At 49.4% G+C, this 25,864-nt stretch carries 21 protein-coding genes; 5 read left to right on the top strand and 16 right to left on the bottom strand.

The features are described 5' to 3' along the window. Positions 1-102: 102 nt before the first annotated feature. The 7 genes from H4O21_RS19440 to H4O21_RS19410 form a co-directional block, all read right to left on the bottom strand. Positions 103-2,937: an FAD-binding and (Fe-S)-binding domain-containing protein gene (locus tag H4O21_RS19440; RefSeq protein WP_182810557.1), complete on the bottom strand. Its 2,835-nt coding sequence runs from the start codon at positions 2,935-2,937 to the stop codon at positions 103-105. 190 nt (positions 2,938-3,127) lie between these two features. Next, positions 3,128-3,784 carry a LutC/YkgG family protein gene (locus H4O21_RS19435; RefSeq protein WP_182810556.1) on the bottom strand — a complete coding sequence of 219 codons (657 nt, stop codon included), beginning with the start codon at positions 3,782-3,784 and terminating at the stop codon, positions 3,128-3,130. Continuing rightward, positions 3,784-5,238, bottom strand: coding sequence for a LutB/LldF family L-lactate oxidation iron-sulfur protein (locus H4O21_RS19430; RefSeq protein WP_182810555.1), 1,455 nt, complete (start codon positions 5,236-5,238; stop codon positions 3,784-3,786). Before H4O21_RS19430 ends, H4O21_RS19435 begins: the two co-directional genes overlap by 1 nt. Next, positions 5,228-5,989, bottom strand: a complete 762-nt coding sequence (locus tag H4O21_RS19425; RefSeq protein WP_182810554.1) for a (Fe-S)-binding protein — start codon at positions 5,987-5,989, stop codon at positions 5,228-5,230. Before H4O21_RS19425 ends, H4O21_RS19430 begins: the two co-directional genes overlap by 11 nt. 276 nt (positions 5,990-6,265) lie before the next feature. Continuing rightward, positions 6,266-7,651, bottom strand: a complete 1,386-nt coding sequence (locus tag H4O21_RS19420) for a TRAP transporter large permease (RefSeq protein ID WP_182810553.1) — start codon at positions 7,649-7,651, stop codon at positions 6,266-6,268. An 11-nt stretch (positions 7,652-7,662) separates the two neighbouring features. Beyond that, positions 7,663-8,193: a TRAP transporter small permease subunit gene (locus tag H4O21_RS19415; RefSeq protein ID WP_368737574.1), complete on the bottom strand. Its 531-nt coding sequence runs from the start codon at positions 8,191-8,193 to the stop codon at positions 7,663-7,665. 202 nt (positions 8,194-8,395) lie between these two features. Further along, positions 8,396-9,466 carry a TRAP transporter substrate-binding protein gene (locus tag H4O21_RS19410; RefSeq protein WP_220495753.1) on the bottom strand — a complete coding sequence of 357 codons (1,071 nt, stop codon included), beginning with the start codon at positions 9,464-9,466 and terminating at the stop codon, positions 8,396-8,398. 482 nt (positions 9,467-9,948) lie between these two features. Between H4O21_RS19410 and H4O21_RS19405 the strand changes: the two genes are divergently transcribed. The 3 genes from H4O21_RS19405 (at position 9,949) to H4O21_RS19395 (ending at position 14,501) form a co-directional block, all read left to right on the top strand. Then, complete coding sequence (locus H4O21_RS19405; protein ID WP_182810552.1) at positions 9,949-10,671, top strand: GntR family transcriptional regulator; 723 nt, start codon at positions 9,949-9,951, stop codon at positions 10,669-10,671. Between the two features lie 128 nt (positions 10,672-10,799). Further along, positions 10,800-13,115: an ATP-binding protein gene (locus H4O21_RS19400; protein ID WP_182810551.1), complete on the top strand. Its 2,316-nt coding sequence runs from the start codon at positions 10,800-10,802 to the stop codon at positions 13,113-13,115. Positions 13,116-13,145: 30 nt separating this feature from the next. Further along, positions 13,146-14,501, top strand: a complete 1,356-nt coding sequence (locus H4O21_RS19395; protein WP_182810550.1) for a sigma-54-dependent transcriptional regulator — start codon at positions 13,146-13,148, stop codon at positions 14,499-14,501. 3 nt (positions 14,502-14,504) lie between these two features. Here H4O21_RS19395 and H4O21_RS19390 read toward each other — a convergent pair whose 3' ends face one another. Then, entirely contained in the window at positions 14,505-14,804 is a 300-nt protein-coding gene (locus H4O21_RS19390) for a DUF2442 domain-containing protein (protein ID WP_182810549.1), read from the bottom strand. A gap of 249 nt (positions 14,805-15,053) precedes the next feature. Between H4O21_RS19390 and H4O21_RS19385 the strand changes: the two genes are divergently transcribed. After that, positions 15,054-16,052: an NAD(P)/FAD-dependent oxidoreductase gene (locus H4O21_RS19385; RefSeq protein WP_182810548.1), complete on the top strand. Its 999-nt coding sequence runs from the start codon at positions 15,054-15,056 to the stop codon at positions 16,050-16,052. 146 nt (positions 16,053-16,198) lie between these two features. Here H4O21_RS19385 and H4O21_RS19380 read toward each other — a convergent pair whose 3' ends face one another. Together H4O21_RS19380 and H4O21_RS19375 are read right to left on the bottom strand one after the other, a co-directional pair. Beyond that, the gene (locus H4O21_RS19380; RefSeq protein ID WP_182810547.1) at positions 16,199-16,888 is read right to left on the bottom strand and encodes a metal-dependent hydrolase; all 690 of its coding nucleotides are present in this window, start codon (positions 16,886-16,888) and stop codon (positions 16,199-16,201) included. A 236-nt stretch (positions 16,889-17,124) separates the two neighbouring features. Further along, complete coding sequence (locus tag H4O21_RS19375) at positions 17,125-18,492, bottom strand: hypothetical protein (RefSeq protein ID WP_182810546.1); 1,368 nt, start codon at positions 18,490-18,492, stop codon at positions 17,125-17,127. Between the two features lie 265 nt (positions 18,493-18,757). On the opposite strand from H4O21_RS19375, the gene H4O21_RS19370 reads away from it, so the two are divergent. Then, entirely contained in the window at positions 18,758-19,384 is a 627-nt protein-coding gene (locus H4O21_RS19370; protein WP_182810545.1) for a trimeric intracellular cation channel family protein, read from the top strand. A gap of 60 nt (positions 19,385-19,444) precedes the next feature. Here H4O21_RS19370 and H4O21_RS19365 read toward each other — a convergent pair whose 3' ends face one another. The 6 genes from H4O21_RS19365 to H4O21_RS19340 form a co-directional block, all read right to left on the bottom strand. After that, positions 19,445-19,969: an acyl-CoA thioesterase gene (locus H4O21_RS19365; RefSeq protein WP_368737573.1), complete on the bottom strand. Its 525-nt coding sequence runs from the start codon at positions 19,967-19,969 to the stop codon at positions 19,445-19,447. Between the two features lie 32 nt (positions 19,970-20,001). Continuing rightward, positions 20,002-21,198: a class I SAM-dependent rRNA methyltransferase gene (locus H4O21_RS19360; protein ID WP_182810544.1), complete on the bottom strand. Its 1,197-nt coding sequence runs from the start codon at positions 21,196-21,198 to the stop codon at positions 20,002-20,004. Positions 21,199-21,494: 296 nt separating this feature from the next. Further along, the gene (locus H4O21_RS19355) at positions 21,495-22,016 is read right to left on the bottom strand and encodes a YcxB family protein (RefSeq protein WP_182810543.1); all 522 of its coding nucleotides are present in this window, start codon (positions 22,014-22,016) and stop codon (positions 21,495-21,497) included. A gap of 344 nt (positions 22,017-22,360) precedes the next feature. Beyond that, positions 22,361-23,500 carry an adenylate/guanylate cyclase domain-containing protein gene (locus tag H4O21_RS19350; protein ID WP_182810542.1) on the bottom strand — a complete coding sequence of 380 codons (1,140 nt, stop codon included), beginning with the start codon at positions 23,498-23,500 and terminating at the stop codon, positions 22,361-22,363. A 293-nt stretch (positions 23,501-23,793) separates the two neighbouring features. Beyond that, complete coding sequence (locus H4O21_RS26210) at positions 23,794-24,417, bottom strand: cell division protein ZapB (protein WP_182810541.1); 624 nt, start codon at positions 24,415-24,417, stop codon at positions 23,794-23,796. Between the two features lie 213 nt (positions 24,418-24,630). Next, complete coding sequence (locus H4O21_RS19340; RefSeq protein WP_182810540.1) at positions 24,631-25,764, bottom strand: methyl-accepting chemotaxis protein; 1,134 nt, start codon at positions 25,762-25,764, stop codon at positions 24,631-24,633. Positions 25,765-25,864 lie beyond the last annotated feature (100 nt).

Below are 25,864 nucleotides of genomic sequence, written 5' to 3'. Positions count from 1 at the left end.
TGTTATCAGAAGGTCCGGATTACCTGACAAGAAGGTAAACCAGACCGAGCCGTGATCTGTCCATAACCATGCAGTATCCTGAATCTGCCCTGTGACTGGAAATCAGTCTGCCGTGCTGCTTTCGGTCAGACGATCGACCAGGTAGATAATAGACTGGTAAGGAATACCACTGTGTTCACTCAGTCCTATCTCACAGGTCCGGCTGTTGGAATACCCCTCCTCACAGCCAGCTACCGCTTCTGGCAGATCTTTCAATGCAGAAGCGTTCAGTTCAGGTTGAGAAAATCCTTTATCGCCTGCAAATCCGCAACAGGTGATATCTGGCGGGATAACGACCTCTCTGGCACAAGCCTGCGCCAGAGCGATAAACTTATCAGCCAGTCCCATTTTTGTGGTGCTACAGGTGACATGCAGAGCAATACGCTCTTTTTTCGAGGTGAACGTCAAACGCGGCAGAACAAAGTCATGAATAAACTCAACCTGTTCATACAGTCGTAAACGGCTATCCAGCTTGTCACGCATTTGCATCAGGCAGGGACTGGTGTCGCAGAACACCGGATATCGCCCGTTATCGGTGGCTTTTAATAAAGCCTGGTTCAGTTCAGTGATTCTGGCATCCGCCGCATCGAACTGACCTTTACTTCGGAATGGCATGCCGCAGCACTGCGCACCCAGATTCTCCGGGAAGGTCACACTGAAACCGGCCTTATTCAGCAGACTCATTGCGACTTCCGGTGTGGAACGATCTTCCCCCTGATTACGGGCAGCCCCCATAATCCGGGTTGCACAACTGGGCAGATAAACCACCTTGTCCCCCTGCTGACGTGGTGGGTATTGCTTCAGTATAGTGTCCATTTTCGGAGTTGCTTTCGGCATGGATGGTGTCCACTGCTGAACCCGATTACCCGATAATTTCCGGGCTGCTCCGGTAACGGTGGACATCGCTTTACTGCCAATGGCAGCATGCACACCATCCGCGAGCTTAAGCATGGTGCGGGATGTACTGGCAACGCCTTCAAAGTGATCACTCAGCCAGGATGCCACACCGGCATAACCTTTATTTCGTTCATGACGCAGGTTACGGGTGAGATCACCGGTATTAATACTGACCGGACATTTGGTTTCGCACAAACCACAAGCGGCACAGGTATCGATACCCTGGTAATCATACTCTGATTCCATGGTTCTGAGACGTTCTGCGTCTTCACCGGCTGTTTCCAGCCGATTGATTTCCCGCCAGATCACAATACGCTGACGCGGTGTCAGACTCAGGTTACGGGAAGGACAGGACGACTCACAAAAACCACATTCGATACATTTATCCACTAATTCACTGGCCGGTGGTAGTGGTTTTAAGTTTTCCAGGTGTAAATTTTCGTTACGGGTCAGAATAACATCCGGGTTCAGCAGGTGCTCAGGATCAAACGCCGCTTTCAGTTTCCACATCAGCTCATAGGCATCCTTACCCCACTCCAGCTCAACAAACGGTGCCATATTACGGCCAGTCCCATGTTCAGCCTTAAGCGAGCCTTTATATTTTACTGCGACAAGATCTGCCACCTCGTCCATCAGCAGTTTATAGCGTTCAACCTCTTTATCGTCATCAAACCCCTGGGTGAAAACAAAATGCAGATTGCCCTCCAGGGCATGACCGAACAGCAGGGCTTCATCATAGCCGTATTTACGGAACACCTGTTGCAGTTCAAGCACCCCTTCAGCCAGCTGCTCAATAGGAAAAGCAACATCTTCAATAATCACTGTCGTACCGGTCAGACGCACAGCACCGACCGCCGGAAACAGCCCTTTACGAATTTTCCAGTACAGAGCATAGGTCTCTGCATCTTCGGTAAATTCAATCGGTGCAACGGTTTCAATACCTTCAATCGCTGCCGTCACTTCGGCCAGTTTCTGATCCAGTTCTTCACGGGTGCTGGCACGCACATCGACCAGAAGTGCTGCAGCCTCATCTCCCAGGGTTCTCAGAATATCCGGCATACCGGCCTGATCTTCTACTGCTTTAAGGCCTGCCCGGTCTATCAGCTCAACCGCAGCAACCGGCGTGGGCTTCATTGATGTCACTGCCCGACAGGTAGACTCCATCTCCGGGAAGAAAATCAGAGCAGCAGCCTTTAGCGGATGCTCTTCGACCGTGCGATAGGTCACCTCACTGATAAATCCCAGAGTGCCTTCAGAACCTATCATCAGGTGCATCAGAATATCGAATGGATCAGCATAATCTACCAGGCTGTTCAGGCTATAACCCGTGGTGTTTTTCAGCCGGTATTTATGGCGAATAAGTTCAGCCAGCTCATTGTTTGCCCGGGTTTCTTCACCCAGCTGCTTCAGACTGGCCAGCAGATCGCCATGACTCTGCTCAAAGGCTTTCCGGCTATCCGGATCAGCCGTATTCAGCAAGGTACCATCCGCCATAATCAAGCGCATGCTATCAACGGTGTTATAGCTGTTCTGGGCGGTACCACAACACATACCACTGGCATTATTGGCGGCAATACCACCGATCATAGCAGCATTAATCGATGCCGGATCCGGGCCGATTTTACGCTGATAAGGTGCGAGTAGCGCGTTGGCCTTACCACCGATCACTCCCGGCTGAAGGGACACCCTGTCTCCCAGATCATGAATTTGATAGTTGCGCCAGTTACTGCTCAGTTGCACCAGTACAGAGTCCGTCACCGCCTGACCGGATAAGCTGGTCCCTCCGGCACGGAAAGTGACTGGCAACTTGCGAGCCCGCGTCAGCTTCAACACCCGGGATACTTCTTCCTCGTTATCAACCCGTACCACCAGTTGTGGAATCAAACGATAGAAACTGGCATCTGTGCCATAAGCCAGAGTACGCAGGTCATCATGGATCAGACGCTCCTCTGGCATAAACTGACGCAGTTCCTGATAAAGCTCCTGGTATTGCTGCTTCATTACTTATCCCCACCCTGTTCAGGCTGTTTGCCCTTCGAGCCTGGCCCGAAACGCGGTCATCTGTGGATGATTCATATATCCACAGATAGCAAGTTGTCTGTCAAAGTTCCACTGTTCTATGCAACAGCTGGAGAACACAGGCACTGGCCATACCAGTACCCGCTTCAGTACCCTTTCCGGGCTTATCTGTTTATTGCCGAATCAGTACAATCAGCTCTTTCGGTCCATGAACCCCATATGCTAGCGTCTGTTCAATATCGGCTGTTTTAGAGGGCCCGGAAATCAGCAATGCATTGGTCGGCATGCCCTGATTCACCCAGCCTTCAGAACGGATCACCTCATGAAATGTATTTTTCAGCTGATCTGCATCGACAATGGCAAAATGAACAGGGGGGACCAGACTCATCAGACGAGGCTGATCATTATCCGGCCATAACACCAGAGAGCCGGTTTCAGCAATGGCACTGCGTACATCAGTCACAGCACCATCCACACCAGAAAACAGCTCTGCCTTCCAGCCTTCAATGGGCTGGCCATAACTCAGTAATTCCGGCAGGTCATCAGACCATTGCTGACGGATATCCACACCCACCTGAGCTTTTTGCGGCACCAGCAGATTATTCAGGCCTTTAGCCTGGACCAGCGCCTTCAGCTTATCCAGCCAGTCTGTCTGACTAACCCGATGTACTTCCGCATGCACGGATTCTATTTTTTGCTGAAACAGATCAACTCTGTCACTGACTGACCACTGCTTAGCTTCAACAACAGAGAAATCGCTCACCGGAGCAGTGAGCTCACCATCCCGGCGATTGCGCAAACGATTAAGAATGGCATCACGAGCACTCATTATGACTCTCCTCCGTTTTTGCCTCGGGCTTTAACCTGCTGATGCAAGGTGCTGGCGGCCAGTTTCGGCGCCGTCCGGCATTTGGTCCAGGCACCGATTTTATTGGGCATCAGCGCACGAAAAACGGTCGCAGCACCCGTCCCGGCCCGATAAAGACCACCGCTTTTATGCATACCGGCCCAGCTTTTCCAGATCAGGCTTTCAGAGGTTGAGCGTTTGCTACCCCGTCCTTTTACACCAGAGTCGTTATGCTGACTGTCACCGGCCACGGCCTCTTCACGCAGACGAACCAGGAGTTTAGGAATCGGAATTCTGACCGGGCAGACTTCGCCACAGGCACCGCACAGAGAGGAGGCACTCGGCAGATCTTTGGCATCATCCAGCCCGGCCAGGTGAGGCATCAGAATCTTGCCAATAGGCCCCGGATAGGTGTAACCATAAGCATGGCCACCAATACGGGTATAAACAGGGCAGTGGTTCATACAAGCGCCACAACGGATACAACGCAGTGTATCCAGTAACTCATCATCCTGATAGATATTGGAACGCCCACTGTCGACCAGTACCAGATGCACTTCTTCCGGCCCATCCAGTTCACCCTCTTTACGGGGACTGGAGATCATATTGAAATAGGTTGTGATGTGCTGGCCGGTCGCGGAGCGGGTCAGAAGAGATAGCAGTGGTGTGACATCTTCCAGGTTTTCCACCACTTTTTCGATACCGGTCACGGCAATATGCACCGGAGGCACCGTTGTGGTCAGACGACCATTACCTTCATTTTCTACCAGACACAGAGTGCCGGTTTCCGCCACAGCAAAATTCACTCCGGACACACCGATATCGGCCTTCTCAAAGCGCTCACGTAGCTGCTGACGCGCCTCAGCCGTCAGATATTCCACATCACGGGATCTTTTCGTACCCGTTTTATCGTGCATCAGGTCCGAGATCTGATCGGTGTTTTTGTGAATCGCTGGCATGATAATGTGCGATGGCGTTTCTTCTGCCAGCTGCACGATGTATTCGCCCAGATCAGATTCCAGCGCTTCAATATTGTGTTTTTCCAGGTAATGGTTCAGCTCCATCTCTTCACTGACCATGGATTTACCTTTAATCACACTTTTTGCATTTTTCTGCTGACAGATATCCAGAATGATCTGACAGGCCTGATCACCATTTTCAGCCCAGTGCACTTTCACACCATTGGCAGTGAGATTCGCTTCCAGACGCTCCAGCAATTCTGGCAGCTTTGATAAAGCACGCAGACGAATGGCTGCCGCCAGATCACGCAGCTGCTGTAACTCATCATCCTGTGGAAAAGCCGCCAGCCGCTTATCCATCAGACCATCCATCGCCTTACGGAAATTAGCCCGAATCTGAGGGTTATTAATGGCTTCCTGTACACGGGGGTGAAACGCTTTTACCGCTCCCTGGGCAGCGGATTGATTATGACTCATGACAGCGTCTCCACAGGAAGCTGGCGATATGCTCGCCTTTAAAGTCTTTCTTCATATGTTCAGCAGCGCCTGTGATATTCATCATGCAACCACAATCACTGGTAATCATAGAGTCAGCACCCGTGGCATCAATGGCTTCCACTTTATCGGTGACCATCGCTTCTGAAATCTCGGGGTGGCGGACAGAAAAAGCCCCTCCAAAACCACAGCATTCTTTAATCCGGGCCTGCTCCACCAGCTCAACATTATCCAGCTGTCCCAACAAAGCAGGACCTACGTCGCCCAACCCCATTTCACGGCGGGCGCTGCAGGAAGTATGCATGGCAACCTTCACAGGCTCGCCTTTGTCTTCCAGCCTGATATGACAGACATGCATCAGAAATTCCGTCAGCTCATATACCCGGTTAGCGACATTTTTCGCCAGCGCTTCTTCCGGTTGACCGGTAAACAGCTCCGGGTAGTGCTCTCTCATCATGCCGGCACAGGAGCCAGAAGGCAGTACCACAGGGTAATCCTGAGGAAACAGTGTCAACTGAGCCGCCGCCACTTCTCTGGCCTGATCATGGAAGCCGGAGGTATAAGCCGGCTGACCACAACAGGTCTGGTCCTGAGGAAAAATCACTTCAATGCCTTCTCGTTCCAGAAGCTGGATACCAGCCATACCTGCATCCGGGTAGAACATGTCCACCAGACAGGTTCCGAAGAAATACACCTTCTCCGGCTTAGGGGGATAAAGTTTTATACTGCTCATCGCTAACACGCTCGTAAGTTTTCAGGACTATCCTGCACGAAGTCGGCGCCGACAGAGATCTTTCCCCTGCAGCACTGCGTCCTTTGTTTCTTATTTTTTATAATGGCAGACCGGCTTATGTTTATGGTGTAACAGCCAGAATCGGAGCTGGCGGGAGATGATCTGCTTATAGTAGTTATAGATTAGTCGTGACAGATTCGATCAGATGAATCGTCGGAAGCAAACTGAAGACACAACCCTCATCCTGTTGCATCTTCAGCTGCCAGAGCTGACAGATCAGCCGTATGCCATTGCAGGCAACCAGAGTACCAGTTCAGGCCAGGCAACCAGGATAGCCAGAGCCATTAACTGCAGGGCAATGAAAGGCACAACACCTTTATAGATATCAGTCAGTTTCACATCCGGCGGGCATACTCCCTTCAGATAGAAAATAGAGAAACCAACCGGAGGTGTCAGGAAGGATGTCTGCAAGGCCATCGCCACCAACATCACAAACCACACCAGTTCAGGATTATCCACCACACCATAACCATCAATCTCCAGACCCAGCGCGGAAATAACCGGTGCCAACAGAGGCAGAGCAATCAGAGTGATCTCAATCCAGTCCAGGAAGAAACCCAGCAGGAAGATAATCGCCAGCACACAGATAATAATACCGTAGTCACCAAACGGCAGGCCGGTCAGCCAGTGCTCAATCAGCTCATCACCGCCCAGCTCACGCAGCACCAGTGCAAAACAGGTCGCCCCCAGGAACACCGCGAAGATATACGCTGTGGTGTTATAGGTTCCATGAGCCACTTCCTTGAAGACTTTAAAACTCAGCTTCTTGTTGTACCAGGCCAGCAGAGTCGCACCCAGTGCACCTACACCGGATGCTTCTGTTGCGGTAGCAATACCGGCAAAAATAGATCCGAGAACAGCAATGATCAGTGCAACCGGGGGCAGAATACTTTTCAGTACCGCAATAATCATCTGCCATTCAACGGGTTTAGCATCAGCGGGAATAGGTGCTGCACTGGGCTTGAATAAGCCAACAGCCAGGATAAAGACGACATACAGCGTACCCAGCAAAATCCCCGGAAATACCGCCCCCATAAAGAGATCACCGACAGACAGTGCTAACTGATCCGCCATAATAACCAGCATAATAGAAGGTGGAATCAGAATACCCAGAGTACCTGCACTGGCAATGGTACCCAGTGCCAGCGGCTTGGAGTAGTTCTGATCCAGCATAGGTTTCAGCGACATCAGTCCCAGCAGCACCACTGAAGCACCTACGATACCGGTCGATGCTGCCAGGATAATACCGATCAGAGTAACCGTGATCGCCAGACCACCGCGCACACGACCAAACAGCTGCTGAATGGACTGCATCAGACGCTCGGCCACACCAGAACGATCAAGCATGATGCCCATAAAGATAAACATGGGCAGGGCCACCATGACCCAGTTATCCATAATCTTATAGATACGGTTAACCACCAGCCCCAGCGTCAGCATATCCAGGCCGGTAAAAGTATCCAGATACATATCGGACAGATAACCGATGAAGCCAAAGGCTACACCGATACCACCCAGAACAAACGCTACCGGGAAACCGGTAAACAACAGCACGATGAAACTGAGGAACATCGCGATAACAAGAATCTCATTTACTTCCATCACAATGCCCCTTATTCACCCTTAACCAGGCCTTTAACATCCCGGATCAGACGGGATAGGCCAGCAATAAATAACAAACCAAAACTCAGAGGAATAACCGCTTTGATCAGCCAGCGGAAAGGCAGACCTGTCGGGGAAGCTGAACTTTCGTTGATGCGCCAGGAGTCATACACAAACGGCAGACTGGCGTCCAGTACCACATAGATGAAAGGGAACATCAGAAACAGAATGCCGAAGATTTCCCATAAGTGCTGAGCCCGGCGGCTCAGACGCATGTGAATCAGATCCACCCGGATATGGGAGTTGGTCACCTGAGCGTATGACACACCAAACATCACACCGATGGCATAGAGATGCCATTGCAGCTCTTCAAGCACTACCATTCCCTGGTTGAAGCCATAACGCAGTACCACCTGGACAATAATGACCAGCATAAGCACCACATATGACCATGCAAAAATTTTACCGGCAGTCAGTACGATGTTGTCGAGCTTGTCGGCAATCGCAGAGTCTACCTTATGGGAGGACGTTGTGTGAGACACAGCCACTCTCCTGAATCATGGTTGGGGGATTTAAGAAAGCCTTCTCAGGCCAGACCAGTACCTGTATTCTCAGGCTTAATCATTCAAACAAAGGGAGAAGAGCAGAGCACTCCCCCCTTTCGGGGACAGGCTGCATCACTTTTCATCAGAGAGAAGCGGCATCAGCAACCCATCCTGTTATAGAACCGAGAGATATCAGCCCTTACTTACGAGGCAGGAAGGCGTTCTGGCCCCACAGCTTGTAGTCTTCACGGAATGCGCTCATGTCATCCCAGATTTTCTTGAACATAGGATCAGCAGCAGACTGTTCTGCAACCACTTCATCCCACGCGCCCTGGAATGCATTCAGCATGGTGTCGTTCCACTGCATGATTTTCACGCCGCGCTTCTCTACGTTCTCTTTCATTGCAGAGAACTGTTTTGCTTCACCTTCCGCGAAGGAATCAGCCATAGATGCTTTACACACCTGATTCAGAGCAGCCTGCTGGCTTGCAGACATCTTGTTCCATACGTCTTTGTTGATCAGCAGCTCAAAGATGGTGGACTGCTGGTGCCAGCCAGGGAAGTAGTTGTATTTCACAATTTTGTGGAAGCCTACGCGGGTATCTACAGAAGGCGTAGAGAATTCGGTTGCGTCAATCGCACCTTTTTCCAGAGCAGGGAAGATCTCAGAACCAGGCAGCAGAGAGGTGGATACGCCCAGTTTCTCCATTACTTTTGCGCCCAGACCGAAGAAACGCATACGCAGCCCCTGAAGATCTTCAGGCTTCTCGATTGGCTTCGCGAACCAACCGGAAGTCTCTGGCGGGTTGATTGCACATGGCATCACTTTCACATTATAGCCAGCCGTATCATACATTTCCTGATACAGCTTCATGCCGTTACCGTAGTACATCCACGCCATGTATTCACCGGCATCAGGACCGAAAGGCACAGCAGAGAACAGAGGAGAAGCCGGGATTTTACCTGCCCAGTAACCCGCAGTCGTATAACCGGCATTGATCTTACCGGCGGATACCGCACCCAGAATCTCAAACGGTGCAACCAGTTTACCCGGCTCATACACTTTCATACGGATGGATTTATTTGTGACCAGTTCGATCTGTTCTGCTACCTTAGGGATTGGGGTACCCAGTCCGGGCAGACTGGTTGCGAATGCCACTGGCACCTTCAGCAGGATCTTCTTATCTTCAGCAGATGCATCAAACGCCACACCTGCCAGCGCAACAGAGACAGAGGTAGCGGCCAGAGTGGCTTTCATCATTTTTTTCATGATCGATTCCCGTGCTTTGGATTTGTTTATTGTTATCAATCACCGACCGAACCAGGCCGATATATCCGTTCAGAACCGGAATTGGTAAAACCAATTTACAAGATTCAGATGTCAAAGATAGTGACCTTCCCTGTGTCTTGTCAAACATCTTTGCACCAATCTAAAACTTAAGTCTTAATTTTCGCACTATAAATGTGCCAAAGTGACACGGAATGACCTAACTTTTCTCTGAAAAATGTGTATACCCAGGCGTTTTGACCTTTTTTTATCTTTCAGAACAAAATTTATTGCCGTTTAAAACACAGAAAGAAAGTCAGTGCTATATTTGACAGCCCGAACAACTACACTTAGCATTGGTAATACCAATTAACACAAATAAAATAATCCCTGCCCCTGGGGTACTCTTTATATCGCCTGAGTTGAATATAGTGGAAAGCAAGAATTATCAACGGGTAAAACAACCCAAAATTTCCGATATCATCATGCAACAGTTAGAAAGCATGATTCTGGAAGGTACACTGAAGCCCGGGCAGAAGCTGCCGCCTGAGCGTGAGCTGGCAGCCCAGTTCGAAGTGTCCCGTCCCTCTCTGCGTGAGGCGATACAGAAACTGACGGCAAGAGGCCTTTTGTTCAGTCGTCATGGCGGCGGCACTTTTGTATCAGAAGAGCTGGGAAGCTCTTTTACTGATCCTCTGCATGAACTACTGAGTTCACATGATGAGTTTCTTTACGATCAGCTGGAATTCCGGGACGCTCTGGAAGGTATTTCTGCTTACTATGCCGCTTTGCGCAGTACCGATGCAGATAAACAGGTGCTGACAACACGCTTCAATAAGCTGATGGAGGTCTATGAAAAAAATGATCCTGTGCTGGAAGCTAAAATAGATGCTGAGTTCCATATGGCTATTGCGGAAGCTGCGCATAATGTCGTACTGCTACACACCTTGCGTGGCCTGTTTGCCATGCTGGAAAAGAGTATTGTATCCAACCTGAAAAACCTGTTTGAAAAGAATGAATCCCGTCCTGTCCTGCTGGCTCAGCACAAGGCGATGTATGATGCCATTATGGAAGGCAACCCGGATAAAGCCAGGGCGATGGCCCATGAGCATCTGGTCTTTGTAGAAGACAGTCTGCTGGAAATGAGCCGCCAGGAAACTCGCGTTGAACGCTCTTTACGCAGGGCTCAGTCGGTTACGGGTTCATAACCGGCACAGCTCTCTGTGACAGAAAGCGACTCTATCAGCGCCAACAGCCGGCATGGCCTGTCCAGCCGCTGTCTATCAGGCCATCGCTAATGTGATGGCTTTTGTTTTAACAGACGATGGGCATTATTTTGAAACATCTGTTACCAGCCTCATCCATGACAGACTATCACCAGGGATACCCCGACGCTCAACCCGTCAGAAACCCTCCGGTCTTATCAGCCCTGGGACTGGTTCTGATGTTCATTTTTCTGGTCTGGCAGGCCGCGGTCTGGACAGAGCGCTATGAACTACAACAACTACACAATCAGGCTAGCCACGAGCTGACACTCAATATCGCCAACCTCAGAGGCAAACTGGATAAATATGAATATCTTCCGGAACTGCTGGCAACCAAGCAGGAACTGGCAGCCTATCTGCTGAATATCACACCGCTAAGCACTCTTCGCCTGAACAGCACACTGAAAACCTATCAGCAAATTACCCGGGTATCAGATATCTACCTGCTGAATACTGACGGCACAACGGTCGCTGCCAGTAACTGGCAGAGCCCACGTAGCTTTATCGGCAAAAATTTCAGTTTCCGCCCCTACTACCGGGATGCGATTCAGGGCCAGAAAGGCCGGTTTTATGGTCTGGGCACCACCTCAGGAGAAAGAGGTTACTACTATTCCTATCCGGTTTTTGCCGGACAGAGCGTCATCGGAATACTGGTGGTCAAAATAGTCATTGATGATCTTGAAATCCCCTGGCAGGACCCGGATACCGAGTTTGTTGTTTCTGATCCGGACAGTGTTATTTTTATCAGCAGCAACCAGCATTGGCTACTGCGCAGCCTGCACCCTCTGCCAGAAAAAGATCGGGTACGCATCAATAGCTCACGACGTTACGGAGACCGGCAGATAGAAACCCTGCCTTATCAGACAATAGATGAACTGAATCCGGACACCTGGCTGGTGCGCATTGCACCGGATAACCCGGATAATGCCGCACGGATCAACCGCTATCTGCAAACCAGTTTACCTATGCCAGATGCAGGATGGCGGGTACATATCCTGAAAAATACCCGAAAAGTACGCACGGAAATTCTGAAAAACTGCTTACTGACCGCGGGTATCTACCTGGTTGTGGTTTTACTGTCTATGTACAGCGTACAACGTCAGCGTATTCAACGGGAACGTATCCGTCATGACCGGGAAACCCAGAAAGCACTGGAAGTAAACGAAGCGCGTATCCGGGCTATTCTGGATAACACCCAGGCAGGCATCATGACGATGGACCGACTGGGGAAAATTGATTATATCAACCCTTCTGCAGAGCGCCTGTTCGGTTATCAGTTGCATGAACTGCACGGGCAGAATTTTAATGAGCTGATTCTGGAGCAGGACAGAAATATTGGTGTCCAGGCATTGGAAAAAGCAAACTCGGTTGCAGTGGAAATCCGCGGAGTACGTAAAGATTACCTTCCTGTTCCGGTCGAAATGGTCGTCAGTATGATGAGTCGTGGCCAGCAAACAGATTATATGGTGACCCTGCACGACATCACTGAACGTAAACAGCATGAAGAAGCCCTGCAGGCCGCCTATGATCAGATGGAGAGCCGGGTGGTTGAACGCACCCAGGATCTGACAGAGGCTAACACCCGCTTAACCGAAGAGATCAATCAGCACCGGCATACCACAGAAACCTTGCAGAAAACTCAGGATGAACTGATTCAGGCCGCTAAGCTGGCCGTACTCGGACAGATGAGTGCCAGCATCAATCATGAACTGAATCAGCCTATCGCAGCTATCCGCGCTTATGCTGAAAATGGCGTCACTTTCCTGACGCGGGATAACCAGGAGATGGCTCAGGTTAATCTGGAACAGATTGTTGAATTGACGGACCGTATGGCCTCGATCAGTGCCCAGCTGAAGTTGTTTGCCCGTAAAAGTGGAGGAGAGCTGACACTGATATCACCCAAAGCCACCATAGATTATGCTCTGCGCTTGTTTAAACCTCAGCTGGAAAAAGATGCTATTGAGTTTAATCTGCAACTAACGGATCAGGAGTGTTATGTCAGAGCCGATGCAGTCCGGCTGGAACAGGTCATCGTAAACCTGATCAGCAACGCCTTACACGCCATTTCACATCGAAGCACCCGACAAGTTCAGATTGCCATGAGCCTGCATACAGCCGAAGTAGCATCGCCCCACGATACCATTATCAGAGATGAACTATGGATTGAGGTCAGCGACAGTGGTCCAGGTATTGCTGAACAACATATCGGGCAGATATTTAACCCCTTCTTCAGTACCCGTGACGAAGGCAAAGGGCTGGGGCTGGGACTTTCAATCTCCTACCGGATCATCAGTGATTTTGGTGGTACTATAAAAGCCTTCAACAGACCGGAAGGGGGTGCAACATTGCGCGTCATCCTGCCTCTGGCAGCCGGGGAACAGGACTGATCGGATAAAACTGCAAGATGGGGAAAACCAATGAGTGAGTGTATTGAAGTGTTTGTGATTGATGATGAAAAGCATCTGCGTATCACCGTCGCTCAGACACTGGCTCTGGCAGGCTATCAGCCGAAAAGTTTTGAACAGGCCGAACATGCCTTGCACCAGCTTAACCCGGACTGGGAGGGTGTGATTGTCTGTGATATGCGCATGCCAGGTATGGATGGCCTGGAATTTATGCGAGCAGCACTGAAAGTTGACCGGGATATCCCGATTATTCTGATTTCGGGCCATGGGGATATATCTATGGCGGTAGGGGCAATCAGAGAAGGCGCTTATGATTTTCTGGAAAAACCTTTCAGTAATGATCTGCTGCTGGATGTGGTCAAACGTGCCTGGGAAAAACGCCGTTTAACTCTGGAAAACCGTCAACTGAAACAGGAACTGGAACTGCACAGTGCTCCGGGTCCCAGAATTATTGGTAAAACCCGCGCCATGCAGCAGCTACTGCGTATGATTACCCAGATTGCCAGCCTGGATGCTGATGTACTCCTGTTCGGGGAAACAGGAGCGGGTAAAGATCAGATTGCCCGCTATATCCATGAGCACAGTAACCGACAGGGCAAAAACTATGTTGCTATCAACTGCGGCGCAGTACCGGAAAGTATCATCGAGTCCGAGCTGTTCGGCCATGAACCCGGTGCATTTACCGGAGCCCAGAAACGGCGCATTGGTAAATTTGAACATGCCAATGGCGGCACTTTATTTCTGGATGAAATTGAAAGCATGCCCCTGTCACTGCAGGTCAAATTATTACGTGTTTTACAGGAACGTTGTGTAGAGCGTCTGGGCAGCAATGAACTGATTCCTCTGAATATCAGAGTCATTGCTGCAACCAAAACAGATCTGAAACAGGCAGCAGAAGCAGGGCAGTTCCGGGAGGATCTCTACTATAGACTCAATGTGGTGACGCTCGATATCCCACCTCTGCGGGAACGTATGGAAGATATTCCTCTGTTATTCCAGCACTTTGCACTGATCGCTTCCAATCGCGTCGAGCGGGAAGCACCACCTCTGGATGGTGCGCATATCTCTGTACTGATGAGCCATAACTGGCCAGGTAATGTGCGGGAGCTTAAAAATCTGGCTGAACGTTATGTTCTGTTAGGGGAAACCTGTGACTATAACCTGGAACAACTGATGTTCGGAGAAGAAGCCAGTAAACCTCTGACCTTGCCTCAACAAGTCGAAATGTTTGAACGCAGCCTGATTGAACAGGAACTATCCCGCCAGAAAGGCTCAATTAAACTGACTATGGAAGCCCTCGGTCTGCCACGGAAAACCCTGTACGATAAACTGAAAAAGTACGGTTTGCGTCGTGATGATTTCACCTGAAAATCAGGTCTGACTTTCTGTAGTCGGAGGCTCGCACATCTCTTCCAGCAGTTCCAGGCCATCCTGAATATAACTGCCCAGAATCAGACCTTTCACCGAGAGCGTCAGTTCCAGTTGTGGCCAGTATACACAGGTACCATCCAGTTGCAGCTCATAGTCTTCCAACTGACTTCTGGGAGTGTCTTCCAGCGCCTTAATCCAGGACAAAGGGACAGAGTGCCTGGACTGATCTGATTCAACAATCAGTTCCTTATCAGTGAATGCAATTCCCTGCGCCTTAATCTGAGACTGTGCAGGCATCATACAGCTCCTTTAATGACAACGATGTTCTCATCTTAGCCTTTGCAAGTTACAGACTCAATTATTAATAAAAGCCGTAAAATACCGGCTTGTTTACCGAAATTACCTTTATTTTTCGCCGTTTAGAATCCAGATTAAAAATATTTTATAAATCATGCAGATAGACCATTGGTAGCCTGAACTCTTATGATCTGCCTGCCTGCGATATTCGTAAAATCAGAATCAGAAAAGAAACGTCAGAAAGGAAGACCAATGTCCGTCACACATGTTGCTGTTATCGGAGCCGGGCTTGCCGGCTGCATACTTGCCAGAAAGCTGGCAGAGTCCGGAATCAATATCTCTGTATTTGAGAAAAGCCGGGGCACCGGAGGACGTCTGGCCAGTACCCGGCTGGGCAGTGATACTGCGGATCTGGGCAGCGTGGCATTAACCCCCGATACAACAGAGTTCTCTGACTGGCTCGAAGCACAGCAGAACCAGGGACAATTGCATCTCTGGCCAGCTAAAAAAGCGGACTTTGAACTGAACGCTTTACCCGATGCTTTGCTCTATACTGGCAATAATCGCCTGAGTGCACTAACACGGGAACTGCTGAATCATGACAACATCCAGCTTAACAATCAGATCCGTATTACTCAGATTGAACCGGCCATGTCCGGAAAGTTACTCCGAGATGAGCAGAATAATCCACAAGGAGAGTTCGATCATGTGGTTATTGCCACACCTGCACCACAGGCAACACCTCTGCTGGAGACAATTCCGGCTTATCAGGCTCTCAGCCGCCAGGTTACACCCGAAGTACGCTGGGTTAATGTCATAGCTCTGCCTGAACCAGCAGATATACCCTACGACTGGCTGGAAGGTCATCATACTATTCTGGAAAAAGCGGTCAGAGAAAGCCATAAACCAGAGCGGTCATCCCATAGTGAAATATGGGTGCTGCACGCTACGCCAGAATGGAGTCAGCGCCATATGGACTCCGATCAGGCATGGGTTGCTGACCAGCTACAGGAGGCATTTTCCAGTGTTACAGGACAACCCGCCGGACCTGAACTGAATCGTTGTCATCGCTGGCTGTACAGTACCAATCAGAGCCTGAACCTGGATCAATACAGCCTGTATGCCCCTGATCAGGGAATTTCGGTATGCGGTGATTGGCTAAAGGGTCACGGTTTCAGTGCCAGCTGGCATAGTGCGATGGAGCTCAGCCAACAGCTGATCAAAGATATACCTGCGGAAGACATCACGTGAAGCAAGGTATAAGACTTTTAGCAGGCCCTGATTTAGTTTGATTATCAGAAAAAGTACGAAAAGAAAGTAATAGCTAGTATATGACAGACAATACCCGGTCTGGCCCGGCGTATTGTCTGCTGTTATATCGGTCAGGTTAAAGCAAGTCACCAGAGGTGACGCTCCAGGCTCGCCAGAAGATCAGTGCTCAACAATAAAGATTCCAGAACCTGCAGAGGGGGTGCCAGGTACATCAGCCCAATAACCAATACCAGCAGCATCAGGCTATTACCGATATTGTTATAATCAAACAGCTTCATTGCTGTACCAAAGGATTTTTTCAGGCGTACGCTGACCAGATCCACGCTGTAACATTCATCAAGCACCAGATGAATAATAAACCCAATAAACAAACAGATAGCCATCAACCAGCTTTGTTTCTCGGATAATCCTATTAACTGCCAGCATACCGCAGCTACAAGCACTGCGAAGAACACTCCGGCCAGTAATGAGTGATAAATTCCCCGATGTGCCGTAAATCGAGAAAAAACATACCTGCCCCCATAACGCACCGAAATAAAACTGATAGCTCCGCTCAGCCAGAGCACAGCAATACCAATCCTGTCTTCAAGGGCCAGCACAGTAGCAATAGCCGCCGCACCACCTAAAACAGTAAATAACCCCCGCACTATATTAGAGTGGTCAGAATCAATATCTGGTAACAGCCCACCAAGCATGACCAGCAACCAGCCAGCAACAGATTGCTGTAAAGTCATCATCCCTGTTACCAGCACACTGGTTGCCACCAGACCGCCTCCCAGAGCGGCCCCACCCAGATGAGTCTGAAAATTTGCCATAGCCCGGCACTCCTGTATCAATATCCACTGTATTTTCTAACAGTAAATATTAAAAGTCAGCATAAAAATACAGCTTTTCAATGTTTCGGCTATAAGAACTAACCAGGCAGCCTTGTTCTGTAATAAAAGATAAGAAAAGCCAGCATGGAAAGAAAATGACAGTCAGAGATCAAAGCGGTAAAACAGCAGGGATCAGCATCTGACAAACAGACAAAACTGATCCCACGGCAAATCCATTACTGCGCTGGTTTCTTTTTACCAGGGCGAATCACCGCCATTTCAGGACTTCTGGCAGCCGCACTCAGTTTTTTGTCTGGTACTTTAAGCTCTCCACCAACCAATTGCTTAGCCAGCTCTGTCACCACCTTTTTATCATCCGGGACAGTTTTTTTAACCGGCTCAGGTGCTGTCGATGCAGCTATTTTCTGTGGTCGCGCTTTTTGCTGTCCTGGTGTCGTTTTTTGTACTGGCACCTTTTTCTGAGTCGGTGCTTTTTGCTGCGCCAGTGCCCGGCTTTTATCGGGTTGAGGCTTTTTCGCCTCAGGAGATGAGGCTGTACCGGGTTTCATTGTCTCTGCTTTTTTTACCGGCGGCGATGACTGAATCACATCCGGCCCTGTTTTAGCTCCTGAAACTGGCTTTTTTTTAGCCAGGGCAGGTTTAACAGCAGGCGGCGTTTTCCTTGCCTGATGTTCTGTCTTTCTGACAGCAGACTCCAGCTTATCCGCTGCGGCTGCTTTAAGAGGCTTTTTACTGGCAACCGGGGCTTTTTTCTGTACAGGCTTGCTGTGCAGAGTAAACAGATCAGAGTCCAGCCAGAGATTTTCCACAGGGGTTTTCTTATAACGCAGATCAGCGCTGAACAGCTGCAGCAATGCCTTTCTATCTTCATCATTGGCATTACAGCCGATAATCACTCGTGATATCAGTGACGGCGGGAAGTTATAAAAAAAGAACTCTCTGCCATTCAGATCGGTACTCTGATCACAGACCTCCTTCGGGCGAACCAGGCGATATTCCTGCTCAGACTCAAACGGTTGCGGACGATAAAACAGAGCCGGAAAGGGCTGAATTCTGGCTTTAACAGAAGGGCGATCACTGCTGTAGCTGACCGGCTTCAGCACCTGAGGCTGCGCTTTATAGCGGTTGTCGGAGAAATAGGGATGCCGGACATCCAGTTCAACCACAAACCCTTTGTACTGATCACCATAACGCTCCCAGATCACGGGATTCAGAGCTGATTTAAACAGACGGCATAGTGCCAGGGATTCCAGCTTTTTCGGATCTGGCAGCTGCTTTTTTCCACTTCCGGGACGCTGGCGATCACGCATCTGTTTCTCAATAGCCGGGCGCTTCTGACGCAGCTGATTACAGAAGTAATCCTCATCGACCAGCGCCTGCATATGTTCTGGCAGCGCCGTATACTGGCGGCGTAGTTCAGCTGTAAAGTCTTCTTCGCTGATCGGCACATGTTCTGGTGTTTTACTCATGGCCGGGCGGTTATTTTCAAACGGATCGGCCCGCTCTGTTACACCGCTGAAGTGCAGACGATTATTGCGCAGAACATCCAGGTGACGAAAAGAGAGATACAGATAAAGCTTCATGCAAGTTTTCCCGAACCCCGAAGGTGGCTATTCACAACTGAACATATGGAGTTAACCATAAAGCAGGTTTAGTCCGCAGTTTTTAAGCCAGCAGAACACTACCATAAAAATGTCTGATACAGGTAAAACAAAGCAACGACATTGTCCTATCTTGTAAAAAAAGCGCAATAACCCAACAATATCACCCGCGCGGCTAAAGGCAGCAAAACCCTGAGGCCAGTCGCCTGGTACAACAATCATTACTAATGATTAAAAGGACTGAATAATGACATTCGATATTACCGCGGCGGTTAACATCATGGGACTGGCCGCTGTGGCGGTATTTGCAGTTTCGGGGGCACTGGATGCCGCACGACAAAAAATGGATATCCTGGGGTTTATGCTGATAGGCACAGCAACCGGTGTCGGGGGCGGAACCTTGCGTGATGTTCTGTTGGGCAAGATGCCGGTATTCTGGATTCGGGAACCGATCTGGATTGTGATATGCCTGACGGCGTCCGCCATCACCTATTTTATCGCTCCCAGACTGGCTTCCCGTACAAGAGCGCTGATCTGGATGGATGCGGTCGGTCTGGCGCTATTTTCGGTTGTAGGCACCAAGGTCGCCCTCGATTTTGGCGTTTCTCCTCTGATTGCGATCTGTATGGGGGTGATGAGTGCGAGCTTTGGCGGTATCGCTCGTGATGTACTTTGCGGCAGTAATCTGACACTGATGAATGAAGAACTCTATATCACCACAACCCTGGCCGGTGCCATCGTTTATCTGGTGCTCAGACAGCTGGATGTGGGCAGTAATTATGATTTGATCGGTGGTTTCTTAGTGGCCTTTATTCTTCGGGCACTGGCGATTCTGTTTAATATCAAACTGCCGAATGCTTATCGTAATAGCTAAAGGAATGAGGAATGAGGGACTGCAGTGAATAATCAAAGCCAGCAACCAAAACAGTCCGCATCATACCTGGGATGAAGGCTGGCTGGTCTGGCGATAAGCAGTCAGAAACTCTTGCGGTAGACGACACGCCTTACCATTGCTCATACGGGCGCAGACATAGTGGCTATAGGCCCGAAACAGCGTCTTACGATCACTTAAGCGTTGCAGCTGAAAACAGCGAAATACGCTTAAGCGATCAAATCGAACCAACCAGGTGGCCATCGCCAGTGCATCGTCTTTGTAAGCCGGAGCCAGATAATCCAGCTCATGGCGATGCACCACCAGGGCACGATCCAACTGCTGATACAGCTCCAGGCTTAAACCCAGCTGGCGTACATGAGCCCAGCCGGTTTGCTGTAACCAATCCAGATAGACCCCGTTATTCACATGATCGTAGTGATCGATCTCATTGTCCTGCACCTGAATCGGCAGGACAAATGGCTGTTGTTGCACGGCCTCTGAGAACCGCTCTGGCAAAGACCAGAGCAGATCATCGGGCAGTTCAATGGTACTGACGGGATCAGAGGTTAACCAGCTGGCGGTCACTGTCGTGTTTCTCTGGTACTGAATTAAACAGATCAGTCGCGATACACACGCACAATCAGTGACTTCAGATAAGCCGTTTCAACAATGGTCGGATGAACCGGGTGATCCGCACCCTGGTGGCCCTGTTCCAGAATCTGAGCCTGACGGTCGATATGACGGGCAGAACCGCGCACGATATCGATCAGACGATCATAGGCCAGGTGCATCGAGCAGGATGCAGAGATCAGAATGGCATCCTTTTCCAGCAGACGCATCGCCAGCTGGTTAATCCGTTTATAAGCCTGTTCGCCGTTTTTGATATCCTTGCGGCGTTTAATAAAGGCCGGTGGGTCCAGCACGATCACATCAAACTTCTCACCTTCCTGCACCAGCTGTTTCAGAGCCTCAAACGCATCGCCCTGCATGGTGCCCACTTTATCGGCTACACCGTTCAGCTCAGCATTCTTCTCCACTTCATCCAGCGCAACAGCAGACGCATCAACACACAGTACAGACTCAGCTCCTGCCGCCGCAGCCTGAACGCCCCAGCCACCGACATAACTGAACAGATCCAGCACCTTTTTACCCTTGCAGTATTGCTGCATACGGGCACGGTTCATACGGTGATCGTAGAACCAACCGGTTTTCTGGCCGGTCAGAACAGGCACGTGGAACTTAACACCGTTCTCTTCCAGAAAAACACCCTCTTCCGGCAGCTCACCACGGGCGACACGGGTTTCCTCTTCCAGACCTTCCAGCTTGCGCATACCGCCGTCGTTACGCAGTACAATCGCCTGTGGCTTCAGTACCTTCTCCAGCGCATCCAGAATATCCTCTTCCAGCGCCTGCATACCGGCCGTATTCAGCTGTACCGACAGCACATCGCCAAAGCGATCCACTACCAGACCCGGCAGTTGATCACTTTCACCATATACCAGACGGTAGTGAGGCGTTGGGAACACACGCTCACGCAGACCCAGAGCAATCTTAATACGGTGCACCAGCAACGATTTATCCAGCAGCTGATCTGGATTCTGGCTGATTATACGGCCACAGATCAGGGTATTCGGGTTGAGATAAGCGGTGCCCAGAACCTTGCCGTTAGAAGCCTCGACCCGCACCTGCTGACCGACACTGTACTGCTTCAGCGGAGAGATTTTCGTATCTACCTCATTACTGTAAATCCACAGGTGACCGGCTTTGATACGGCGGTCGGCATTTTTATTCAGACGAAGGCTGGCCAGTGTCATGGATACTCTCTCAGCTAAAGTTATCGGGATCTGCAGGAAATGCTGTCAGTATAGTGGCAGCAGGCTCTATTCGCGTATTGCGCGTCACCTGGCTCTGACAGAAAAGGCAGGCATTATAGCGACTGCCGGGAATAACAGAAACCTGGTTAAGCAAAATACGAGAGGAAGGTGACCAGAGGAAAGGCAGAGTATTCAGTTATAACAGGCGTCAGATAAAGCCTGAAACAATACAGAAGTAAGCCAGAGATCGGGCTTACTTCTGCCAGGATGCCCGGCTAACCCGAGCATCTAAGATATTAACCGGCGGTTTTATCAACAAATAGCGCCGCTTTACGCTCAGACATAGCCCCAAAGCGCTTTGCATCTTCTTCGGAGCTGAAGCCCACATTCGGCAGCCATAGATAATTAACCCCACGGTACATCAGATAGCCCTGCGCAGTCTGGACCACTTTAGTCACAGTGCTCCAGTCAAAGCTGCCTTCGGTCTGATCTTCAGTCTGAGCCTGGATCTCTTCATCGGTAATGCTCAGAGAGATCAGCTTACCCTGCTGGGTGCTTTTCCGGAATCGGCTTCTCAGCATTCGGGTATGGATACGACTGCGGAAAAAGAACCAGTAGATAGCCAGAATAAACGCCATGCTGTCTGCAGGCTGAAAACCTCGTTCCATCATCATAAACAGGCTCAGCACAATCAGGCCACCTACGACAGCTGCAACGATTTTATCTTTCGAATTGCCACCGCCAAAGCGAGTGTGCTGATCAGCTGCCTGCAGATATTCTTCTTCAGTCCAACGATAGTTTACTTCAATAGCTGACATCAGGTTCTCCCGGTCTGTCCTGGTTCTGATCAGTTGCAGCAAGGTTTTCATGAAAAGATGACACAGACTGAAGACCGTGAAAGTCTGCTCATTCTCTCATAAGCATTTTTTGATTGCTTACCTGCCTGATAATAACGCTATCAGAGACAGGCCCGGAGGGCATAAGTTCACCTGTCGATGCGACATCCGACAACCGATCCAGAAAGTTGATTATTGTGTTACAAAAGACTGGCCAGTCAATAAATAACCAGCCAGCGCGTAGTGTATGTCAGGCAAAGGTATCAGGCCATATAAAGCTTCCGACAAAAAAAGAATAAAGGTCACTGTAATAAAACCATAGCCATTCAAAGACTGAAGACAGTAAAAGCTTGCTGCTTACCTTTCATAAGAATCTGGCGAACACTGAATACTTTTTCCATCCGCAGGCTGTCAAGGACCGGTTGCGAGATCAGAATCTCACCACCAGAAGCAGCATCACATAATCGCTTAGCTGTATTAACGGTATCCCCTACCACATCATAGCTGCGTACACTGTGACTGCCGATCAGCCCCTCGACCAGTTCACCGTAATGAATACCGCACCCTGCATTCAGATCATAAGGCAAGAGGATTTTTTTCAGTTCAGAACGTAATAATTGCGCTGCACACACAGCTTGTTCAGGCCCTGCAAATACAGCCATAATTTCGTCGCCAGTATGCTTTGTGCGAATAGACCGATAATGTTCAAGTACAGGCTCAGACATCGCAAAACAGGCATTTAACATTTCAACCACTTGTTCAGGTGTCTGATGTTCACTCCAGGCTGTAAACCCACGAATATCCATAAAAAGCACCGCTCTTTGCCTCCGGCTCAGGCTGAGAGCATCAGCGTCATTAACCGCTTTTTCCAGCAACTCACGCCCCAGAAACCATTCGGAATAACACTTTAACTGATCAGCCATCGATCGGAGTTGCAACAAGTATCCCTGAGCCAGCCAGAAACCATAGCCAACCACCAGTCCCAATAGCAGCACAGTCATAACAACAAACTGATGCCCACTCTCGGACAGAAAGGTTTCGAGAGAAAATGAATCCGATGACATATGCCATTCAAAAATAGCATACATAACCAGTAGAATACTTGTTCTGACAGAATGCTCTGCCAGCAACAGATACAAACGCGCTTTGCCAACCCTCATCAGCTGAATATGCTGAAGCGTACCGATCAACAGGGCAAAGAACCAGAATGCCTGATGATGAGGAGCGGACCAGAACTCTTGCCCTTCAACGACCCACTCAATCACACTATATATAGCCGGAGCAATCAGATTACCCGGTAATGGAGCAGGGCATCCTCTGTAATGACAACCACCCAGCCACCAGGCCTGGATAATACAGGCCAGAAGCATTGCATAGAAATCAATTTCTCGCAGGTAGTCGGTAAATCCTTCCAGCAACAGTTCCAGCATAATATTAGCTATTGGAAAATGTATGCTGTTATACAAAAGTTCCTGATAAAAAGACTGAAACCTGTTTCCTTTAATACAGCGGTCTAACCGATTACCAACTGGTGTATTCACAATATATCCTTCATGACAGAGTCGCTTACACCAGGCTAACGCAAAAGACTTAAGGCTGTATTAAGAACTATCAGAGTAAGAAAACAAAAGATGATCAATCAACCAATACGCCGTATTCCCTCCTGAAATAAAACAGGCTTCGTATATACGAAGCCTGTGGAGATACACGAATGATCTGATCCGGCTTAACCGGCTTCAGCTAACCTCATCAATCAGAATCAGAAGCCGCGCTGTTCAGAAGACTCCTGATCATCTTCCATTTCCAGCTCAGCAAGATCACTCAGCTCTTCGCTGAATGCTTCATCTGTTGCTACATCCTGGGCCAGCAGTTCATCACTGGTTTCCGACTCTTCATCAATCTCAATCTCTTCCAGACCATCAAGATCTTCAAGATCCGCATCATCAGCAATTGCGTCAAAATCCATCTCTTCAACGGCTGCCAGTTCAGCTTCAGTGCTATCATCAACACTGGCTTCAGATTCCATATCCAGACCGGCCAGCTCATCATCTGCAGCATCACTGATCTCAGAATCATCAGCGCTTACAATATCGGTATCAGTTTCCAGTGACGCATCATCATCGTCCTGAATATCTTCTTCCAGACTGTTTTCTTCTTCTGCGACAGCATCCTGACTTACTTCTGCATCCAGCAGATCAAATTTACCTAATAAGCCACTCAGGCGATCTTCCCAGGCTGACTGTTCCCCTTTCAGCTGCGAGCTTTCTTCTTTCAGCTGAGAGTTTTCTTCTTTCAGCACTTCAATTTCCAGCTTCAGTGTTTCAATGGTTTCAACAGCGGATTGGACTCGTTTTTCCAATTCGTTCAGCAGATCCAGGCTCATATTCAAACTCTCCTAAACGCCATAGCGGCGGGGCTGATAATGCAGTTAAGCAAGTTCACTTTATTTTGATGATTTCATTATAGGACTATACAGGTTGCGAAAAAAAGCAGGATTTACGTTGATATTGATGATCTCTTATACAGACATCTTTCGATTAGTCATCAGGAACACAGAGTAACCTCAGTGCCCCTGATCGATTTGAGAAAGGAATAATCAGACTCTGAACTGACGCACCGTATCCGACAACTCTCCGGACAGAGAGGATAACTCTTCACTCACTGTCGCAGTCTGGGCCGCTGCCGCTGATGATTCACGGGAGGCTTCAGCAATATTAATAATACTCTGATTCATCTCATCAGCCGTTGCACTTTGTTGTTCAACCGCCGCAGCAATCTGGCTATTCATATCACTGATCATCGTTACATGATGGGTCACCTGAGCCAGAGCTTCACTTGTTCTGGCACTCTGTGCCAGCCCCTGCTGCGCACGTTCCTTGCTTTGATTCATCACCCTTGCAGCATCACGGCTACCCTGCTGAACTCTCTGGATCACATCCTCAATTTCCTGAGTCGAGTTCTGCGTCTGTTGTGCCAGGCTGCGTACTTCATCGGCCACAACGGCAAAACCACGCCCCTGCTCTCCGGCACGAGCCGCCTCAATAGCCGCGTTCAGTGCCAGCAGGTTAGTCTGCTCCGCAATACCTTTAATCACGTCAATCACCAGGGCGATATTCTGTGCTTCCTGTTCCAGAGAAGCGACTACTTCAGCAGCATTGTCCACTTCATTGGCCAGAGTTTCGATAATCCGATTATTTTCCTGCAGAATCTGATCACCGGATTCCGATTCAGAGCGTGTGGTCTGAGCAGCAGTTTCAGCTTCTGAAGCATTACGCGCTACTTCCTGGATGGTAGCGACCATCTCATTCATCGCAGTTGCCACATGATCTGTTTCTGCTTGCTGTCGGCTCATGCCATCACTGGTATGCTGGCTGGCCAGAGACATATTCTCAGCCTCACGGGATAAGTGATCCACCGATGATGACACACGGGTAACCAGTTTCTGAAACTGATCCAGCATATTATTGAAGGCCGCTCCGATAGCCGACACTTCATCATTTCCAGACACATCCAGGCGACTGGTCAGATCGTGGTTCTGCTCGATATGACTGATGGTATCACGCATTTTATTCAGAGGTCCGGTAATCGCTCTGGCTACAATCAGACTGCTGGCAATAACAATAGCCAGAATCACCAGGATACCCGCAATCAGAAACATTGTGGTGCTCTGATAAGAACTTTCCAGCTCCTGACGGACGTCTCCGGCAACATCAAGCTGCAACTCTAACAATTGTGCAATCGTAACTATTCAGCCCGCTCTCAACTATTTGCTACCTTGACGAATAGTTGAGATCTGTCAGTTTATGCATAGCAACAGACATTGAAGAGCA

This window comes from Oceanospirillum sediminis (genome assembly GCF_014164585.1).
Taxonomy (GTDB): domain Bacteria; phylum Pseudomonadota; class Gammaproteobacteria; order Pseudomonadales; family Halomonadaceae; genus Oceanospirillum; species Oceanospirillum sediminis.
This window is presented reverse-complemented; position numbering and strand designations above follow the sequence as displayed.

Bases quoted from the DNA above. Each gene is read 5' to 3' on its own strand.
- H4O21_RS19380 (WP_182810547.1), bottom strand. From the start codon at position 16,888: ATGGCAAATTTTCAGACTCATCTGGGTGGGGCCGCTCTGGGAGGCGGT.
- H4O21_RS19435 (WP_182810556.1), bottom strand. From the start codon at position 3,784: ATGAGTGCTCGTGATGCCATTCTTAATCGTTTGCGCAATCGCCGGGAT.
- H4O21_RS19375 (WP_182810546.1), bottom strand. From the start codon at position 18,492: ATGAAGCTTTATCTGTATCTCTCTTTTCGTCACCTGGATGTTCTGCGC.
- H4O21_RS19355 (WP_182810543.1), bottom strand. From the start codon at position 22,016: ATGTCAGCTATTGAAGTAAACTATCGTTGGACTGAAGAAGAATATCTG.
- H4O21_RS19385 (WP_182810548.1), top strand. From the start codon at position 15,054: ATGTCCGTCACACATGTTGCTGTTATCGGAGCCGGGCTTGCCGGCTGC.
- H4O21_RS19430 (WP_182810555.1), bottom strand. From the start codon at position 5,238: ATGAGTCATAATCAATCCGCTGCCCAGGGAGCGGTAAAAGCGTTTCAC.
- H4O21_RS19410 (WP_220495753.1), bottom strand. From the start codon at position 9,466: ATGAAAAAAATGATGAAAGCCACTCTGGCCGCTACCTCTGTCTCTGTT.
- H4O21_RS19425 (WP_182810554.1), bottom strand. From the start codon at position 5,989: ATGAGCAGTATAAAACTTTATCCCCCTAAGCCGGAGAAGGTGTATTTC.
- H4O21_RS19360 (WP_182810544.1), bottom strand. From the start codon at position 21,198: ATGACACTGGCCAGCCTTCGTCTGAATAAAAATGCCGACCGCCGTATC.
- H4O21_RS19390 (WP_182810549.1), bottom strand. From the start codon at position 14,804: ATGATGCCTGCACAGTCTCAGATTAAGGCGCAGGGAATTGCATTCACT.
- H4O21_RS26210 (WP_182810541.1), bottom strand. From the start codon at position 24,417: ATGAGCCTGGATCTGCTGAACGAATTGGAAAAACGAGTCCAATCCGCT.
- H4O21_RS19405 (WP_182810552.1), top strand. From the start codon at position 9,949: ATGCAACAGTTAGAAAGCATGATTCTGGAAGGTACACTGAAGCCCGGG.
- H4O21_RS19395 (WP_182810550.1), top strand. From the start codon at position 13,146: ATGAGTGAGTGTATTGAAGTGTTTGTGATTGATGATGAAAAGCATCTG.
- H4O21_RS19420 (WP_182810553.1), bottom strand. From the start codon at position 7,651: ATGGAAGTAAATGAGATTCTTGTTATCGCGATGTTCCTCAGTTTCATC.
- H4O21_RS19370 (WP_182810545.1), top strand. From the start codon at position 18,758: ATGACATTCGATATTACCGCGGCGGTTAACATCATGGGACTGGCCGCT.
- H4O21_RS19440 (WP_182810557.1), bottom strand. From the start codon at position 2,937: ATGAAGCAGCAATACCAGGAGCTTTATCAGGAACTGCGTCAGTTTATG.